This window comes from Vibrio sp. Of14-4 (genome assembly GCF_022347625.1).
GTDB lineage: Bacteria > Pseudomonadota > Gammaproteobacteria > Enterobacterales > Vibrionaceae > Vibrio > Vibrio pristinus.
Map to the genome: position 1 here is coordinate 22,682 of NZ_JAKRGI010000021.1, position 18,527 is coordinate 41,208.

Below are 18,527 nucleotides of genomic sequence, written 5' to 3' on the forward strand. Positions count from 1 at the left end.
CTTTATGTGCTGAACAGATGAATTATTTCCCAATACAAAAGGAAGAAAAAATACGTCCAAGAAGATCATCAGAGCTAAATTCGCCTGTGATTTCATTAAGGTGCTGCTGGGCTATTCTGAGCTCTTCTGCCAGAATCTCTCCTGCCATATAGCCTTCGAGTTGTTGCTGACCAATATCAAGGTGCGTTGCTGCTTGTTCAAGTGCTTCCAAGTGACGCCGGCGAGCCATAAAACCGCCTTCGTTACTACCGGCAAAGCCCATACACTCTTTGAGATGGTGACGCAGCTCCTCCACACCTTGCCCTGTTCGAGCAGATAAACGAATCAAGGTCGGATTATTAACATGACAAATTCCGATTTCCTCATTGGTTTGATCGGCTTTGTTGCGGATCACTGTCATACCGATATTATCCGCTAAGCGATCAACAAAGTCTGGCCATATTTCTTTAGGGTCGGTGGCATCGGTTGTTGTCCCATCCACCATGAAAAGTACGCGATCAGCTTGCTCTATCTCTTCCCAAGCTCTTTCAATACCGATCTTTTCCACCTCATCAGAGGCATCGCGTAATCCTGCTGTGTCTATAATATGCAGTGGCATACCATCTATATGTATGTGCTCACGAAGAACATCACGTGTAGTGCCTGCAATGTCTGTGACTATCGCAGACTCTTTACCTGATAGCGCATTGAGAAGGCTGGATTTACCGGCGTTGGGTCTACCTGCAATAACCACTTTCATGCCTTCGCGCATAATAGCCCCTTGATTGGCCTCTTTTCGAACAGAATTAAGGTTATCTATGATTGCCTGTAGATCAGTTGATACTTTGCCATCAGCAAGGAAGTCTATTTCCTCTTCAGGAAAATCAATCGCCGCTTCGACATATATCCTTAGATGGATTAGAGATTCTACTAGTGCATGAATACGCTGTGAGAAAGCACCTTGGAGAGATTTTAACGCAGACTTTGCTGCTTGCTCTGAACTGGCATCAATTAAATCGGCGATCGCTTCGGCTTGAGCAAGATCCAGCTTATCATTTAGAAACGCTCGTTCAGAAAATTCACCAGGACGCGCGGTTCTGATCCCCTCTATTTTTAAGATACGCTTGATGAGCATGTCCATCACGACTGGTCCACCATGTCCTTGAAGTTCAAGAACATCTTCCCCTGTAAAAGAATTTGGATTCGGGAAAAATAGGGCAATACCTTGGTCAAGCTGAATACCATCTTGGTCGATAAATGGCAGGTATTCAGCATATCGAGGCCGTAGTTGCTTACCCGTAACTGCTAACGCGACTTGACTCGCAAGAGGACCGGATACACGAATAATGCCTACGCCCCCACGACCAGGAGCGGTGGCTTGAGCCACTATGGTATCAGTTGTCATAAATGTGCCTGTGTAGTCTTTGCATGCCCTATATGGCAAATATCTGTTAGCTGAATTGTAATCAGCTCAAAACGAAAAGGCGACCCTTTGGTCGCCTTTTGATAGTATTTCTATTAATGGCTTACTTACTATGCAAGCCTTTCTTTTCCAGTGACTTGTATATCAATGTTTGTTGGATAAGTGTCACAACGTTTGATACTAGCCAATACAGCACTAGGCCTGATGGGAAAAATAGGAAGAAGAAAGTAAACATAACCGGCATAAAGGTCATGATCTTCTGCTGCATAGGATCTGTTACTGTGGTTGGGCTCATCTTTTGAATCATGAACATAGAAGCGCCCATCAGCAAGGGTAAGATGTAGTATGGATCTTGTGCAGATAAGTCAGTAATCCAACCAAAGAATGGAGAATGACGAAGTTCTACCGATTCCATCAGTGCCCAATACAGAGCAATAAAGATAGGCATTTGTAAAACTAGAGGTAAACAGCCACCCAATGGGTTCACTTTCTCTTTCTTATACAGTTCCATCATCTCTTGGCTCATACGCTGGCGGTCGTCACCAATACGCTCACGCATAGCTTGAAGTTTAGGCTGAAGCATACGCATTTTAGCCATTGAGGTGTACTGAGCTTTAGTAAGTGGATACATAGCACCACGTACAATGAAGGTTAGACAGATAATTGCCAGACCCCAGTTGCCCACAAAGCCTTGGATGAAAGAAAGCAGAGTATGAAGTGGTTTAGCGATAAACCATAACCAGCCGTAATCCACTACCAAATCTAGATTTGGAGCCACTCCCGCCATTTGTTCTTGAAGCTTAGGACCAATCCAAAGCGTAGCTTTAAACTGAGCAGAATCACCGTTAGCGATAGTTTTGTTTGGCATGCGAACGCCAATATCACCAAGGTTACCAATTACACGAGTGTAGAGGTTGGTACCAGGTTCATTGCGAGGTACCCAAGCAGTAGCAAAATAGTGCTGAATCATAGCAGCCCAACCTTGACCATCTGGCAGGTTGACCGATAGATTGCGGTCTTGCATATCGTCAAAGCTGTACTTTTTATAGCGTGTTTCTTCGCTTGAATAAGCACCGCCACGGTATGTTGGCATAGTTATGCTGCCGCCATCATCCATTAAATTTTGACGCAGATGAGCATACATACCAAAAGTGGCGTTGTTGCCTGAGTTGTTTACTACATCATATTCAACATCAACTGCATAACTGCCGCGTTTTAAAATGAAGGTCTTTGTATACTCAAGTCCATTGGCTTGATAAGTCATTGGAATACGCAACTCATCTTGGCCATCGGATAGGGTGAAACTATCGGCTGCGACTTGATAAGCAGGACGGTTTCCACTGCTCAAATCGATACCTTGAGGTCCGACTAACCCACTTTGGGCAATGAACTGATGGCCCGCCTCATTTTTCAATAGAACGAATGGGTCTGCGGAGTTAAGCTCAGCTGAGTATTGGTTTAGGTCTGCGGTGATTACATCACCACCTACCGTATCAATCGACAGAGTCAAGACGTCAGTTGTCACGGTAATCGTTTTAGCAGACGCTTGCTGCGCGGGAGCGGGATCTAAATCATCCGCAAGAGACGGTGCAGGTGCTGTACTGCTTGATTGTGCCTGTTCAACCGGCTGTGGTGCTGGATTCTTTGCTACTTGCCATTGTTGAAACAACAAGAAAGAAACCAGTGCTAGCGCGATCAACAGGATATTACGTTGAGAATCCATCGTTATTTATCTCTGTCTTGTTTCTGGACTGGGGGTACTGGGTCAAAACCACCCGCATTCAAAGGGTGGCATTTTAATAGACGTTTGCTCGATAACCAACAACCTTTTACAAATCCATAAGATTTAAGTGCTTCAATAGCGTAACTTGAGCAGGTTGGAGTGAAACGACAACGTGGTCCTATCAGTGGACTTATTAGGCCTTGGTAAAGACGGACTAACCCGATAGCTACCCACGCGAAGGGCGAGACAGACGTTGCCATAATTTATCAAACAACTTAAAAATTTCATCATTGCTGAGATCCTGAGCACTTTTTTTAGCAATCACAACAAAATCTTTATGAGGAAGCTGATGTTGTTTATTGCGAAAACTTTCACGAGCTAGGCGCTTAAAGCGATTACGAGCAGGCGCTGTTTTAATTTGCTTTTTCGGAACGGCTAACCCCAATCTTGGGTGAGAAAGAGAGTTATTGCGAGCAATGATAGTGAAATGAGGTGAGCCAGCTCTATGAGCTTGCTGGAAGACATTTTTGTAATGCTCGGGAGTTAACAAACGTAACTCCCGATTGAACGCGTACGTATTCAAAATAAACTAATGATTACTTTGAAAGGCGCGCACGGCCTTTTGCACGACGTGCATTGATTACTTTACGACCGTTCTTAGTTGCCATGCGAGCACGGAAACCGTGAGTACGCTTGCGCTTTAGAACTGAAGGTTGAAAAGTGCGTTTCATGATAATTACCTTTACTGATCAGTAGTTTTAGGTCAATGTTATCCTTGCGTTGGCCATTTTGTCTCTTGCTACGCAAATGAGACAGACCGACACCTCTAAACAAAGAGGCGGAATTGTAATCACAGTCACACAAAGTGTCAATCATTGAGCAACTGCTAAATTCCGGCTGAGCGATTATACGGAGTGTGCACAAAATCTCAAGGATCAAGAGCTGTTCGGTGGCGATCTTTATTTTTCGCCTATTTGTCTAAGGAATTTTTTCAGTCGAGGATCCTGTGGATGATTAAAAATATCCTGTGGAATACCCTGTTCTACAATGTGTCCTTCGGCCATAAAGATCACTCTATCTGCGACTTCTCGGGCAAATTGCATTTCGTGAGTGACTACCATCATGGTCTGATTCTTGTTGGCCAATTCTTTCATTAGCTGTAGTACCTCGCCAACCCACTCAGGATCGAGAGCTGAAGTTGGTTCATCAAACAATAATAGTTCTGGTTGAAGCGCCATGGCTCGACCTATACCTACACGTTGCTGCTGACCGCCAGAAAGAGCCGCTGGATAACTATCTCCTTTATCGCCGAGTCCAATATCATCGAGAATTTTTTGCGCGTGTGTTAGGGCGAGTGCTTTTTTCCAGCCGTGAACCGTAATTAAACCTTCAGCAATGTTTTGCTTTGCCGTCATATGGGAAAACAAGGCATAGTTTTGGAAAACAAATCCTGTTTTTCGACGCAGCTTGAGTATCTCAGATTGTGAGTGTTTTTCTGCATCAACGCTGATATCACCTATGGTTATTTTACCTTTATCGGCTTGTTCTAAAAAATTAACTGTGCGGAGTAAGGTTGATTTTCCTGTCCCGCTGGATCCGATAATGACAATGATTTCACCTTGGTTGATTTCAAGATCAATGCCGTTGAGAACGTTTGAATCACCAAAGCGTTTATGGATATTGGTAAGCTTAATCATCTTATATACGCCTTATTCAGTTTGACCTCTGCCCAGTTTTGTATTCGAGTGAGAATGACAACCACGGCCCAGTAAATTAACGCGACGGCCAAAAAGGCTTCGAAGAAACGGAAACTGGATGAAGCCTCCATTTGTGCTTTAGCCATGATCTCAGCAACGCCCAAAGTGAAGGCTAGCGAAGTTGATTTAATCATATCAATGAAGTAATTCATCAGTGACGGGAGTGCAATTCGCGTTGCTTGAGGAAGGATTATCCGACGCATAGCTTGGAAAGTGGTCATTCCTACAGACATGCTGGCTTCCATCTGACTGCGGTCTACCCCTATGATTGCTGCTCGAATACTTTCCGCCATGTAGGCCGCAAAGTGCAGAGTTAGACCGATCACAGCTGCGCTAAACGCATTGAGCCCCACAAATAGAGGAAAAATTTGTGGTAATCCATAATAAAGAAGAAACAGTTGAACGAGGAGCGGTGTACCACGGAAAAAGCTAATATAGATTTGGCTCAATTGATCCAATACAGGTACGTGAAAGACTCTAATGTTGGCTAATACGACAGCTAATATTAGAGCGAAGACCAAACCTAATGTTGCCATTTCCATGGTTGTACCAAGATACTTAAGAAGTATTGGCATTAGGTTTAGCATGTAGTTGAAATCAAATCCCATAGCGTATCTCGATAAAATTCGTCTTGCCAAAAAGTAACAACCCACTGCCATAACTAGGGACAGTGGGCTGCCTTGTCTTCGTATAAATTATTGGGTGATGTCCGCACCAAACCATTTTTGTGAGATGGTATTTAATGTTCCGTCAGCACGCATGGCTGCTAAAGCTTTATTCACTTCACCTTGAAGTTTGTGACCTTTTTCGTTATCAACAAATGGCCAGGCATTTTCGATGGTTTCGAATGGTTTGCCCGCGAGTTGCAAAGGCAAACCTGTTTTCTTGATAAGTTCAAGTGCAGAAAGTCGGTCCATAACAAAAGCATCGGCTCGACCTAAAGCGACATCATGCTCTATTCCAGTATCGTATGTCTTAATGTTTATTCTACCGTTTTGGTCATGCTTTCTTAGCAGTTGTTCGAAGTTAGATCCCAAGTTAACGGCAACCGTTTTACCTTCTAGATCGTTGATGTTTTTTATACTTGTATTGCCCTTTCTAACCGTGATTTGTGCACCATCAACAACATAAGGGTTGGCAAAAAGGTATTTGTTTTTTCGTGCTTCTGTAATGGTGATTTGGTTTGAAATGGTATCAATACGTCCTGTTTCAAGTAGACCAAACAATCCTGAGAAATTGGCGGTAACGTATTCGATCTGATAGTCATTACGTTTACCAATTTCATCCCAAAGATCGACTTCAAACCCTTGCAGCTTGTCTTGTTCAACAAATGTAAAAGGGTAATAACGGCCCGACATGCCTACTTTGACATTGGTTGCGGCTTGAACAGTTATTGCAGAAAATGCTAATGCGGCTATTGCAGCCTTAATCCAGGTCTTCATAGTAAAACTCCATAGTTTAATGGAGCCGATACTACTGTTAATTTGCTTACTAATGAAAATAACCAAGAGCAATAACCTAGACAGTCGAGGAATAAGCTGTGAGCGAAAGGATAAAAATAGCGCCACCAATCACAACTTAAGAAAACTTGTTCCACAGAGTTATCACCAGAGTTTAGATCTGTGAGAAATTGCTCAAATGTGGATCTTTTTGTGAGTAACAATAGGGCTGCTTGTGTTGATCTTACGAATAATAAAGAAGATATTGTGAATAACTTAGATCTTATTCACTGGAACCGCGATCATTTACTGGCGATCTTGGTTATCAACAGGTAAAATTACAAATCTTTTTCGATCATTTATTTAGGGTGGGCCCAACGTGTCATCTTCGCTTTGGTTGCAATGTATGCAGCAGCTTCAAGAAGAGCTACCAGCTACAGAATTCAGTATGTGGGTACGCCCGTTACAAGCGGAGCTCAATGACAGCACGCTCACTTTATTCGCACCTAACCGTTTTGTAATGGATTGGGTTCGCGATAGATATCTAAATAGTATCAACCGCTTACTGCAGGATTACTGTGGAAACGACATCCCCAGCTTGCGTTTTGAGGTCGGGAGTAAACCTGTCTCAGCACCTAAGCCTGTACCAAAAAGAACCCCGGCTGATGTTGCTGCCGAGTCATCAGCGCCTGCTCAATTGCAAGCGCGTAAGCCAGTGCACAAAACCTGGGATGATGATGAGCAGAGAGTGGCTGAAATAAACCATAGATCTAACGTTAACATTAAGCATAAATTCAATAACTTTGTTGAAGGTAAGTCTAACCAACTTGGTTTGGCTGCCGCTAGGCAGGTCGCTGATAATCCTGGAGCTGCGTATAACCCTCTATTTCTGTACGGTGGGACAGGTCTAGGTAAAACACACTTATTGCATGCTGTTGGCAATGCTATTGTGGATAACAAGCCTAACGCTAAAGTTGTGTACATGCACTCTGAGCGTTTTGTGCAGGATATGGTTAAAGCGCTGCAAAATAATGCGATTGAAGAGTTCAAACGCTACTATCGCAGTGTTGATGCTTTACTTATTGATGACATCCAGTTCTTTGCCAATAAAGAGCGATCTCAAGAAGAGTTTTTCCACACCTTTAATGCTTTGCTAGAAGGCAATCAACAGATCATCCTAACATCCGATCGATACCCTAAAGAGATCAGTGGTGTAGAAGATCGTCTCAAATCTCGTTTCGGTTGGGGACTTACTGTTGCGATCGAACCACCCGAGCTAGAAACTCGCGTCGCTATCTTGATGAAAAAAGCAGAGGATCACCAAATTCATCTCGCTGATGAAGTTGCTTTCTTTATTGCTAAAAGGCTGCGCTCTAACGTTCGAGAGTTGGAAGGTGCGCTTAACCGTGTTATCGCCAATGCCAATTTTACTGGACGCCCAATCACCATTGATTTTGTACGAGAAGCATTGCGTGATCTTCTTGCCTTGCAAGAAAAGCTTGTCACTATAGATAATATTCAGAAGACAGTGGCAGAGTACTATAAAATCAAAGTTGCCGACTTGTTATCAAAGCGTCGTTCGCGCTCTGTTGCTCGTCCTCGTCAATTAGCCATGGCGTTAGCCAAAGAGTTGACTAACCACAGTTTGCCAGAGATAGGTGATGCCTTTGGCGGTCGTGACCACACAACGGTACTGCATGCTTGTCGGAAAATCGAGCAGTTGCGTGAAGAAAGCCACGATATCAAAGAAGATTATTCTAATTTGATTCGTACACTTTCTTCTTAAATCGCATTATTCTAAGCAAGAAATCGATTCATTCTTTATTAAGCTAAACGAATTCTGAAAAGAGCGTACTATGAAATTTTCTATTGAGCGTAGCCATCTACTTAAGCCGCTTCAGCAAGTGTCGGGTGCTTTGGGTGGACGTCCAGCCCTTCCTATTCTTGGTAATTTGTTGCTTAAAGTTGAGGGTAATATGCTTTCGATGACGGCAACGGATTTGGAAGTCGAACTTATTAGCCGTGTGGCTTTAGAAGGAGACTTCGAAGCTGGCAGTGTTACAGTACCTTCTCGTAAATTTCTCGATATCTGCCGGGGACTTGCCGATGACTCGGTTATCACCTTCATTCTTGATGGGGATAAAGCACAAGTGCGCTCGGGTAGAAGCCGCTTTTCTCTATCGACCTTACCAGCCAACGATTTTCCCAATATTGAAGATTGGCAAAGTGATGTGAAACTGTCCCTGACTCAAGGAACACTTCGAGCATTGATTGAGAAAACGCAGTTTTCCATGGCTAACCAAGATGTGCGTTATTATCTAAATGGTATGCTGTTTGAAATCGATGGTACAACATTGCGTAGTGTAGCGACAGATGGGCACCGCATGGCAGTATCACAGGCTCAGCTTGATACTGAGTTTGCCCAGCAGCAAATTATAGTTCCGCGCAAAGGTGTATTAGAGTTGATGAAATTACTAGATGCGCCAGAGCAGGATGTCACCTTGCAGATTGGTAGCTCCAATCTTCGTGCTGAAGTTGACCGTTTTGTGTTTACTTCCAAACTGGTAGATGGCCGCTTTCCTGATTATCGCCGAGTTATGCCTCAATCAACAACTAAGATACTTGAAGCTGATTGTGATGAGTTGCGTCAGGCTTTCTCGCGTGCAGCGATTTTATCCAATGAGAAGTTTCGTGGCGTGCGAGTTAACTTATCTGGTAGTGAGTTGAAGATTACGGCTAATAACCCAGAGCAAGAAGAAGCAGAAGAAACGCTTGATGTCAGCTATGAAGGTGAACCGATTGAGATTGGTTTTAATGTCAGTTATGTCTCAGATGTGTTGAATACCTTGCGCTGTGAAAAGGTGAGAGTATCAATGTCAGGAGCGAACGCCAGTGCAATGATCGAAAATACGCAAGACGACAGCTCTATATACGTGGTCTCGCCAATGCGACTTTAATATGCCACTGTCCCGCCTCGCTATTCAGCAATTTCGTAACATCGAAGCCTGTGATATTGAATTATCAGCAGGCTTTAACTTTCTTATTGGCCCAAATGGTAGTGGTAAAACTAGCGTTCTTGAAGCTATATACATGCTTGGGCATGGCCGCTCATTTAAGAGCAGTCTAACTGGACGAGTGATTCAGAATGATTGCGATCAGTTGTTTGTCCATGGCCGTTTTTTGAACTCGGATCAATTTGAGCTACCTATTGGCATTAATAAGCAGCGTGATGGCTCAACAGAGGTTAAAATAGGGGGTCAATCCGGCCAGAAATTAGCCCAGCTTGCACAGGTTTTACCACTGCAAATGATTCATCCAGAAGGTTTTGATTTATTAACCGATGGACCAAAGCATCGCAGAGCATTTATTGATTGGGGTGTATTTCATGTTGAGCCTGCATTTTTTGATGCATGGGGAAGATTTAAACGTCTCAACAAACAGCGCAATGCTCTTTTGAAAACCGCTTCCTGCTACCGCGAGCTTTCTTACTGGGATCAAGAAATGGCTAGCTTAGCTGAAAGCATAAGCCGCTGGCGAGCAGAATATGTCAGTCAGGTGAGTGAAAAAATAGCGCGAATATGTCAGGTGTTTTTGCCTGAATTTGAAATCCAGCTTAAGTACTATCGAGGGTGGGAAAAGAGTACTCCTTATGTATCAATCTTGGCTGAAAACTTCGAACGAGATCAGCTGTTAGGGTATACTTTTAGCGGCCCAAATAAAGCCGATTTAAAAATTAAAGTGAATGGGACACCTGTTGAGGATGTGCTTTCACGTGGTCAACTTAAGCTTATGGTATGTGCCTTGAGAGTGGCACAAGGACAACACCTGACCGAAGTGACCGGTAAGCAATGCATCTATTTAATTGATGACTTTGCTTCAGAATTAGATAGCCAACGTCGTAAGCGTCTTGCTGACTGCTTGAGAGAGACGCGGGCACAAGTTTTTGTCAGCTCTATTACGCAAAGTCAAATCGACGATATGTTAGACGAAAAGGGCAAGATGTTCCGGCTGGAACATGGCACAATAGAGCAAAATATATAGTGGAAGATAACTCATGTCTGAAAATTACGATTCATCGAGTATTAAAGTACTAAAGGGCCTAGATGCGGTACGTAAGCGTCCGGGAATGTACATAGGCGATACCGACGATGGTACTGGCCTACACCACATGGTGTTTGAGGTGGTGGATAACTCTATTGATGAAGCGTTAGCTGGCCACTGTAAAGACATCATAGTGACGATTCATGAAGATGGATCAGTCTCTGTGCGTGATGATGGACGTGGTATACCAACCGAGATGCACCCTGAAGAGAATGTTTCTGCTGCAGAAGTTATCATGACAGTGCTTCATGCTGGTGGTAAGTTTGATGACAACTCGTATAAGGTATCGGGTGGTTTACACGGTGTTGGTGTTTCAGTGGTTAATGCTCTATCTAAGGAAGTGTCATTAACGATTCACCGTGGTGGACAGATTCATACTCAAACCTATCATCATGGTGAGCCGAAGGCTCCGCTGTCAGTCATTGGTAATACAGATAAAACAGGAACAGAAATTCGTTTTTGGCCGAGTGAAGAGACTTTCTCTAATATAGAATTTCACTATGATATTTTAGCTAAGCGCTTGCGTGAGCTGTCATTTCTTAACTCTGGTGTGTCTATTAAGTTAGTTGATGAGCGTGAAGAAGACAAAAGTGATCACTTCATGTATGAAGGCGGCATTCAGGCCTTCGTTGAACATCTTAACACCAACAAAACCCCCATTATTGAGAAAGTATTTCACTTTAATGCGGAGCGAGAAGATGGCATTGCAGTAGAAGTAGCAATGCAGTGGAATGATGGCTTCCAAGAAAATATCTACTGTTTCACTAACAATATTCCTCAGCGAGATGGCGGTACTCACCTTGCGGGTTTTAGAGCGGCTCTGACTCGTACTCTGAACTCCTTTATGGACAAGGAAGGCTTTTCTAAGAAAGCAAAAACAGCCACATCGGGTGATGATGCTCGGGAAGGTCTGACTGCTGTTATCTCTGTTAAAGTGCCAGATCCAAAATTCTCCAGTCAGACAAAAGACAAGCTTGTTTCTTCTGAAGTGAAATCAGCGGTTGAGTCGGTTATGGGAGAAAAGCTGTCTGAGTTCTTGGTTGAACACCCAACCGAAGCTAAGACGGTTTGTAGTAAAATTATCGATGCGGCTCGAGCCCGTGAAGCTGCTCGAAAAGCTCGTGAAATGACACGTCGCAAAGGCGCTCTTGATTTGGCGGGTTTGCCAGGTAAGCTGGCAGACTGTCAGGAAAAAGACCCCGCACTTTCAGAACTTTATATAGTGGAGGGTGACTCTGCGGGTGGCTCAGCTAAACAAGGCCGTAACCGTAAGAATCAAGCAATTTTGCCATTGAAGGGTAAAATTCTTAACGTAGAAAAAGCGCGTTTTGACAAAATGCTGTCATCGCAAGAAGTCGCTACCTTAATTACGGCGTTGGGCTGTGGTATCGGACGGGATGAGTACAATCCTGACAAGCTACGCTATCACAACATCATTATCATGACAGATGCGGATGTGGATGGTTCTCACATTCGAACATTGCTTTTGACCTTCTTCTATCGCCAAATGCCAGAGCTTATAGAGCGTGGTTATGTGTATATTGCTCAGCCACCGCTTTATAAAGTGAAGAAAGGTAAGCAAGAGCAATACATCAAAGATGAAGATGCGATGAATCAATATGAGGTTGCTCTCGCGCTTGATAATGCGGCCTTGCATGTAAATGCACAAGCGCCAGCTCTTGCTGGAGAAGCGCTTGAAAAATTGGTTCACCAATATAATGCGGCAATTAAGCTAGTGGAACGTATGAGTCGCCGCTATCCGCGCGCTTTGGTTCATGAGTTGATCTACACGCCTCGTATTACGGCAGAAAAATGTCATGATGTGAGCTTTGTTGATGCATGGACCAAGCAGCTGGTGGAGCAGCTTAATGCTAAGGAAGTGGGTGCAAGCCAGTACAGTTATGAAGTTGAGCAGCATGCTGAACTTGGTCTTAACCTGCCGAAGATTTTAGTTCGCACTCATGGTGTGACTCATGAATTTGCGTTAAGCGTCGATCTGATCAATTCAAAGGAATACGCTAAGTTAGCGAGCTTGTCAGAGGCGCTTGATGGCTTGATTGAAGAAGGGGCTTACATTCAACGAGGTGAACGCACTCAGCTAGTGTCTAGTTTTGTTGATGCGCTAAATTGGTTGATTAAAGAGTCTCGCCGAGGCCTTACTCGCCAGCGTTACAAGGGGTTGGGAGAAATGAACCCGGACCAGTTGTGGGAGACGACTATGGATCCTGAAACGCGCCGCATGATGCAAGTAACGATTGAAGATGCGGTTGGTGCGGATCAGTTGTTTACGACCTTGATGGGTGATCAAGTAGAACCGCGTCGAAACTTTATCGAAGAGAATGCACTCAAGGTAGCAAACCTAGACGTTTAGATCGCGATGAACTGATTTCTGTGCTGAGTGTGCTCATTTATGCTTATAAACTCCGCGCCCTCTCCTCGAACTAAGCTTGTCCAGCTTTGATAACAATAATCTAAACATTCTAAAGGGCCGCCAGGAATGGTGGTCTTTTTGTTTTTAAGTGTATGAAAAATAGTGAGTTTTAAAATTATTTGAAAATAATCCCTTGAAACTATTTTGCTTAATCCATATATCTAGTTGTGAAGAGGGAAGCTGTCTTGCTCAAGAGAGAAGAAACAGAACCTCACTAACCGCTAATAAAGTATCGCTCAGGAGAGGATGACTTTAGAGGCACACAATTGAACTTGATTCGACACTAGGTCCCAGAGTTAACAGAACCCGAGGAGTAGTGAATGAATCCCTTAGTCGGCAAGGACCTGTACGAGATAGATCCGCGCAAACTCACGGCTAAGACTATTGCTTACTATGAGGATAGCATTATGAGAACTGTAGATTTCACTCCACTTTACCGCAACGCAATTGGCTTCGATCGTTTATTTAATATGATGGAAGCAACATCCGCAAAAAACACTTCTGGCGGTTACCCTCCTTATAACATCGAACAAAAAGACGAAAACAACTACCGTATTACTATGGCAGTTGCAGGTTTTGCTGAAGAGCAGCTAGAGCTGACTCAGAAAGAGAATACCTTGATTGTTAAAGGTGAACGTAAAGAGGAAGAAAGCAAGAACTATGTGTATCAGGGGATCGCTGAGCGTGATTTTGAACGCAAGTTCCAGTTGGCCGATTATGTAAAAGTGGTTGGTGCCAGTATGGAAAATGGGCTTTTGCACATAGAGCTGGAAAGAGAAATACCAGAAGCTATGCAGCCACGTACTATAGCCATCAATGGTAAAAAGCTTATTGAAGGCTAGAACCACAAAATTGCTGTTAGATAAAGAGTGAAAGAGCGCCATAGGCGCTCTTTTTTGTTGCGATCATCAATCGTTACTTTTGTTGGTAGGCTTTACTTACTTCTTCAGCAATAATTTTGATGCCTTTTTGCATCATGTCGTCGTCTTGCACATAGTTCATGCGCAAACATTGGTGGGCATGTTCCCAATCATCTTCTTGACCAATAAAGAAGTACTCGCCCGGAACAATAAGAACGCCTCGCGCTTTTAACCTTTGATAGAGTTCCATCGTGGTTATAGGCAGCTTATCAAACCAAAGCCAGAGGAAAATTGCGCCTTCGGGTTTGTGGATTCTAAAGCGAGGATCGGTTATTTCCTTTTGTAGTAGCTCTACTGCTCGCTGTGATTTTTGTTGGTAGAAAGGTTTGATAACCTCAGTGCTTAGCTTGAGTAGATCACCATTTTCGATCATATGGTACCCAAGAGCAGGCCCTAAACTACCTGGCGCTAGGCTAATGATGCCATTCATATTGGTGAGAGCTTGAGTGATTTCTTCGCTGGCAATCACAATTCCACAGCGTATTCCGGGCAGCCCAAGTTTCGATAAACTCATACACAAAATGGTATTTTCATTCCAAAATGGTTTTACATCCTCAAAAATAATATTGGGGAAGGGCAGCCCATAGGCGTTGTCTATTAAAAGTGGAATATTGTTGTCACGAGCGATTTGATCTAGCTTCTCTATTTCTTCATCAGTGAGGACATTACCTGTGGGGTTTGTCGGCCGTGATGCGCAAATAGCCGCTACAGACTCATCGACTTTAAGTTCTTCAAAATTCACATGGTATTTGAAAAGGCCATTATCGAGAATTTCAATATCAGGTTGGTATGAAACAAAAATATTCTCATCAACACCTGCGTCGCCATAACCTATGTACTCTGGTGCTAAAGGTAAGAGAATTTTCTTATGTGAGCCGTCAGGCTGTTGGCCTGCAAGTAAGTTAAATAGGTAAAAAAAGCCACTTTGGCTGCCGTTGGTAAGGCTGATGTTTTTAGCGCTAATATCCCAGCCATAGGTTTTTTTGAGTAGGTCTGCTAAAGCGGTAATAAACGTATTTTTCCCTTGAGGGCCGTCATAGTTGGTCAGAGCGGCGACAAGCTCTCCATTTGAGAGCATTTTTTCACTAGCTTGTTGAAAGTAATCGAGCATTGCGGGAATGGCTGCAGGGTTGCCTCCTCCAAGCATCATGGCACCAGGAGTGCGCAGGCCATCGTTTAAGTCATCCATGAGACGAGTTATTCCGGAATATTGGTTAAACTTTTCACCAAACTTAGAGAATTGCATTTGTCGTTATACCTGATGTGTTGTGATTGTTTTTATATTAATTGCTAAAACTTGAGGTCAATAAGGCCTCCTTGCGCAAGACTAATTGACTGTCAAGTTTCAGGCAATCCTTGAACATACCTTAATGTGATCGTGAGGCAAAGGACAAAATTTGGTCGTGTAAAAAAATAAAGCCCAACTTTGATAAGTTGGGCTTTATCACATGTCTATTGTTGCACGTTTTACTTTTGAAGAAGTGAAATATCTGCGATTTGTAGGAACAGGTTTCTCAACTTATTAAGAAGAGTAAGACGGTTCTTTTTCAATGCTTCATCATCTGCCATAACCATGACATTATCAAAGAAAGCATCGACAGGCTCTCGTAAATCCGCGAGTTTGCTCAGTGCATCTTGATAGTTGCCAGTTGCAAAGGCGGGCTCTAGAGCTTCTGCCATGACTTCAACACTCACAGCCAGCGCTTTTTCCGCATCTTCTTGAAGAAGAGTAAGATCAATAGACTCTGAAAGCTCACCATCAAACTTAGCCAGTATGTTGCCTACTCGCTTGTTAGCAGCAGCAAGCGCTTCTGCGGCTTCAAGCTCTCGGAAGTGGGAAACCGCTTTTACGCGCCTGTCGAAGTCTGCTGGTTTGGTAGGGCGGCGTGCTAGAACGGCCTGAATAATGTCTACGCTGAACCCTTCATCTTTATACCAAGCGTTAAAACGACCAAGCATGAACTCGATAACATCATCTTCAACAGTTGCATTGGTTAACTTATCACCAAACAAAGATTTGGATTTTGCAATCAGATCGGTCAGATCTAAATGGTAGCCATTTTCAACGATAATACGCAGCACTCCCAAAGAAGCACGGCGCAAAGCAAATGGATCGCTTCCTTTTGGCGCTTGTCCAATACCAAAAATACCCACTATGGTGTCAAGCTTATCTGCGATCGCAACAGCTGTGGACACGCCGTGTGATGGTAAAGTATCACCAGCGAAGCGCGGCATATATTGTTCATTCAGTGCTACAGCGACTTCTTCCGCTTCTCCATCGTGCCTTGCATAGTGCATGCCCATGACGCCTTGAGTGTCGGTAAATTCAAACACCATAGATGTCATTAGATCGCACTTAGCTAGCAGGCCTGCCCGTTTTGATTTTTCAACGTCCGCACCGATTTGCTCAGCGATATAACCAGCTAATTCGGTAATACGGTCGGTTTTGTCTTTAATCGTACCGAGCTGCTTTTGGAAGATGGCTTGCTCTAGCTCAGGTAAACGGTCGATAAGAGGACGTTTTCTGTCAGTGTTAAAGAAGAATTCTGCGTCTGCTAGACGAGGGCGAACGACCTTTTCGTTACCTTCGATGACGTATTTAGGCTCTTTCGACTCAATGTTTGATACGAAGATGAAGTTGGGTAGAAGCTTCTTGTTTTGATCGTAAACAGGGAAATACTTCTGGTCGCCTTTCATGGTGTAAACCAGAGCTTCAGAAGGTACTTTTAGGAATTCTTGTTCAAATTTGGCCGTTAGTACAACTGGCCATTCAACCAGAGATGTCACCTCTTCGACTAGATCATCTTCGAGATCGGCGATGCCACCAACTACTGATGCCGCTTTTTGTGCCTCGGCAATGATAATCTGTTTACGAGCCTCGTAGTCAGCCATAACTTTACCACGCTCTTGCAATATATCAGGGTATTGCTCGGCAGATTCTATAGTGAACACTTGCTCACCCATAAAGCGATGGCCTCGAATGCTACGCCCAGACGCGACACCAAGTATTTCACCTTCGATTAGCTCGGCGCCCATTAGTATGGTCAAGGTTTTTACTGGACGGATAAACTGGGTGGTTTTGTTGCCCCAACGCATTGGTTTTGCAATCGGGAGGTTGGCGAGCGCTTTTGAAGCAAGACTGACTATTATTTCACTCGTTTGCTTGCCTTTGACCTCTTGCTTGAACAGCAGCCATTCACCTTTGTCTGTCGCCATGCGTTCGGCTTGCTCTACCGCTATTCCACAGCCACGAGCCCAGCCTTGAGCGGCTTTGGTTGGGTTGCCTTCTGCATCAAAAGCCGCTGTTATAGCAGGGCCACGCTTTTCAACAATCTTATCTGCTTGGCTTTCTTCTAGCTCAGTGACTTTAAGAGCAAGGCGTCTAGGTGCAGCAAACCACTTGATACCCTGGTGAGCAAGCTCAGCGCTTTGTAGCTCGGATTCAAAATTTGCAGCGAAGGCTTCAGCAAGTGTACGAAGCTGTGTTGGTGGAAGTTCTTCTGTACCAAGTTCGATTAGAAATTCTTTTGCCATGTTATTCTTATCCCTTACGCCTGTTCTTTCTTACACATTGGGAAGCCAAGCGCTTCACGAGATGCATAGTATGCTTCAGCAACTGACTTGGTCAGGTTGCGAATACGCAAAATATAGCGCTGACGTTCTGTTACTGAAATCGCTTTGCGGGCATCAAGCAAGTTGAATGCATGGCCTGCTTTTAAGATGCGCTCATAGGCAGGAAGTGGTAATGGCTTTTCAAGCTCAAGTAACTCACGGCATTCTTTTTCGCACTGCTCAAAGAAGCTAAATAAGAAATCAACATCAGCATGTTCGAAGTTATAAGTAGATTGTTCGACTTCATTTTGATGAAAAATATCACCATAAGTGACAACGCTGCCATCTGGTGCTTTGTTCCATACTAAATCGTAGACAGAATCGACCTCTTGAATATACATAGCAAGGCGTTCGATGCCGTACGTTATCTCACCAGTAACAGGTTTACACTCAAGCCCACCCACTTGCTGGAAGTAAGTAAACTGAGAGATCTCCATACCATTTAGCCAAACTTCCCAGCCTAGTCCCCAAGCACCTAGTGTTGGATTTTCCCAGTTATCTTCTACGAAGCGAATGTCATGTACTAGCGGGTCGACACCAAGAACTTCTAGAGAGCCTAAGTACAATTCTTGAATATTGTCTGGAGATGGTTTAAGCGCGACTTGAAATTGGTAGTAGTGCTGTAGACGGTTAGGGTTTTCACCATAACGACCATCTGTTGGGCGACGAGAAGGTTGTACGTAAGCTGTTGACATGGGCTCTGGGCCAAGCGCTCGCAAACAGGTCATTGGATGCGATGTGCCAGCGCCAACCTCCATATCAAGTGGTTGAACAATAGTGCAACCATTTTGAGCCCAATAATCCTGCAGCGCGAGGATCATTCCTTGGAAGGTTTTGGTATCGTATTTGTGCATAAGTCAGGTTCGCGCAATTCTGTGATTACTTGTGTTTTCGCCTGCTTCGTTGCCTTTTTAGGCAAAAAGTGCGATTCAAAGTAACTAGGGTTGAAAAAATAACAATCAAGTATACCCATAACTGGGCTGTGGGAGTAGGGGTAATCTTGCTTAATTGGTAATCAAAAGTGCGATTTAATAGAATTTATGGTGCTTATTATGGCTATTTTTTCTAAAACACATGATTTGATGAAAATCTGACTTGTGATTTTTGGCAGTGGTCTTTAGAATTTGGCCATCTTTGGGGAG

Annotated in this window: 16 protein-coding genes; 5 read left to right on the plus strand and 11 right to left on the minus strand. The window is 43.8% G+C overall.

What is annotated here, in order from left to right:
- Window positions 1–22: 22 nt before the first annotated feature.
- The 8 genes from mnmE to MHN79_RS17435 form a co-directional block, all read right to left on the minus strand.
- Window positions 23–1,384 carry a tRNA uridine-5-carboxymethylaminomethyl(34) synthesis GTPase MnmE gene (mnmE, locus tag MHN79_RS17400; RefSeq protein ID WP_239173903.1) on the minus strand — a complete coding sequence of 454 codons (1,362 nt, stop codon included), beginning with the start codon at window positions 1,382–1,384 and terminating at the stop codon, window positions 23–25.
- A 121-nt stretch (window positions 1,385–1,505) separates the two neighbouring features.
- A complete protein-coding gene (yidC, locus tag MHN79_RS17405; protein WP_239173904.1) occupies window positions 1,506–3,125 on the minus strand; it encodes a membrane protein insertase YidC in 1,620 nt (539 codons plus the stop codon).
- A gap of 2 nt (window positions 3,126–3,127) precedes the next feature.
- Window positions 3,128–3,385, minus strand: a complete 258-nt coding sequence (yidD, locus tag MHN79_RS17410) for a membrane protein insertion efficiency factor YidD (RefSeq protein ID WP_114787720.1) — start codon at window positions 3,383–3,385, stop codon at window positions 3,128–3,130.
- Entirely contained in the window at window positions 3,352–3,675 is a 324-nt protein-coding gene (rnpA, locus tag MHN79_RS17415) for a ribonuclease P protein component (RefSeq protein ID WP_237475673.1), read from the minus strand. Before rnpA ends, yidD begins: the two co-directional genes overlap by 34 nt.
- A 46-nt stretch (window positions 3,676–3,721) precedes the next feature.
- On the minus strand, window positions 3,722–3,856 hold the full coding sequence (rpmH, locus tag MHN79_RS17420) for a 50S ribosomal protein L34 (protein ID WP_006880025.1): 135 nt from the start codon (window positions 3,854–3,856) through the stop codon (window positions 3,722–3,724).
- Window positions 3,857–4,084: 228 nt separating this feature from the next.
- A complete protein-coding gene (locus MHN79_RS17425; protein ID WP_239173905.1) occupies window positions 4,085–4,822 on the minus strand; it encodes an amino acid ABC transporter ATP-binding protein in 738 nt (245 codons plus the stop codon).
- A complete protein-coding gene (locus MHN79_RS17430; protein WP_239173906.1) occupies window positions 4,819–5,490 on the minus strand; it encodes an amino acid ABC transporter permease in 672 nt (223 codons plus the stop codon). The genes MHN79_RS17425 and MHN79_RS17430 overlap by 4 nt, the downstream gene beginning before the upstream one ends.
- 87 nt (window positions 5,491–5,577) lie before the next feature.
- Window positions 5,578–6,324 carry an amino acid ABC transporter substrate-binding protein gene (locus tag MHN79_RS17435; RefSeq protein ID WP_239173907.1) on the minus strand — a complete coding sequence of 249 codons (747 nt, stop codon included), beginning with the start codon at window positions 6,322–6,324 and terminating at the stop codon, window positions 5,578–5,580.
- A gap of 376 nt (window positions 6,325–6,700) precedes the next feature.
- Here MHN79_RS17435 and dnaA point away from each other — a divergent pair, with 376 nt between their 5' ends.
- The 5 genes from dnaA to MHN79_RS17460 all read left to right on the plus strand — a co-directional run bounded on the left by dnaA (window position 6,701) and on the right by MHN79_RS17460 (window position 13,695).
- Window positions 6,701–8,107, plus strand: a complete 1,407-nt coding sequence (dnaA, locus tag MHN79_RS17440) for a chromosomal replication initiator protein DnaA (RefSeq protein WP_114787725.1) — start codon at window positions 6,701–6,703, stop codon at window positions 8,105–8,107.
- A 70-nt stretch (window positions 8,108–8,177) separates the two neighbouring features.
- Window positions 8,178–9,278 (plus strand): DNA polymerase III subunit beta, encoded by a 1,101-nt coding sequence (gene dnaN, locus MHN79_RS17445; RefSeq protein WP_239173908.1) that lies wholly within the window; start codon window positions 8,178–8,180, stop codon window positions 9,276–9,278.
- Window position 9,279: 1 nt separating this feature from the next.
- Window positions 9,280–10,362 carry a DNA replication/repair protein RecF gene (gene recF / locus MHN79_RS17450; protein WP_239173909.1) on the plus strand — a complete coding sequence of 361 codons (1,083 nt, stop codon included), beginning with the start codon at window positions 9,280–9,282 and terminating at the stop codon, window positions 10,360–10,362.
- 13 nt (window positions 10,363–10,375) lie between these two features.
- Window positions 10,376–12,793 (plus strand): DNA topoisomerase (ATP-hydrolyzing) subunit B, encoded by a 2,418-nt coding sequence (gene gyrB, locus MHN79_RS17455; protein WP_239173910.1) that lies wholly within the window; start codon window positions 10,376–10,378, stop codon window positions 12,791–12,793.
- A 467-nt stretch (window positions 12,794–13,260) separates the two neighbouring features.
- Complete coding sequence (locus MHN79_RS17460; protein WP_114787764.1) at window positions 13,261–13,695, plus strand: Hsp20 family protein; 435 nt, start codon at window positions 13,261–13,263, stop codon at window positions 13,693–13,695.
- A 73-nt stretch (window positions 13,696–13,768) separates the two neighbouring features.
- On the opposite strand, the gene MHN79_RS17465 is transcribed toward MHN79_RS17460, so the two are convergent.
- From MHN79_RS17465 to glyQ, 3 genes are all read right to left on the minus strand, one after another.
- Complete coding sequence (locus tag MHN79_RS17465; protein ID WP_239173911.1) at window positions 13,769–15,019, minus strand: valine--pyruvate transaminase; 1,251 nt, start codon at window positions 15,017–15,019, stop codon at window positions 13,769–13,771.
- Window positions 15,020–15,240: 221 nt separating this feature from the next.
- Window positions 15,241–17,307 carry a glycine--tRNA ligase subunit beta gene (glyS, locus tag MHN79_RS17470; RefSeq protein WP_239173912.1) on the minus strand — a complete coding sequence of 689 codons (2,067 nt, stop codon included), beginning with the start codon at window positions 17,305–17,307 and terminating at the stop codon, window positions 15,241–15,243.
- Between the two features lie 14 nt (window positions 17,308–17,321).
- The gene (gene glyQ / locus MHN79_RS17475; protein WP_114787731.1) at window positions 17,322–18,239 is read right to left on the minus strand and encodes a glycine--tRNA ligase subunit alpha; all 918 of its coding nucleotides are present in this window, start codon (window positions 18,237–18,239) and stop codon (window positions 17,322–17,324) included.
- Between the last annotated feature and the right edge of the window lie 288 nt (window positions 18,240–18,527).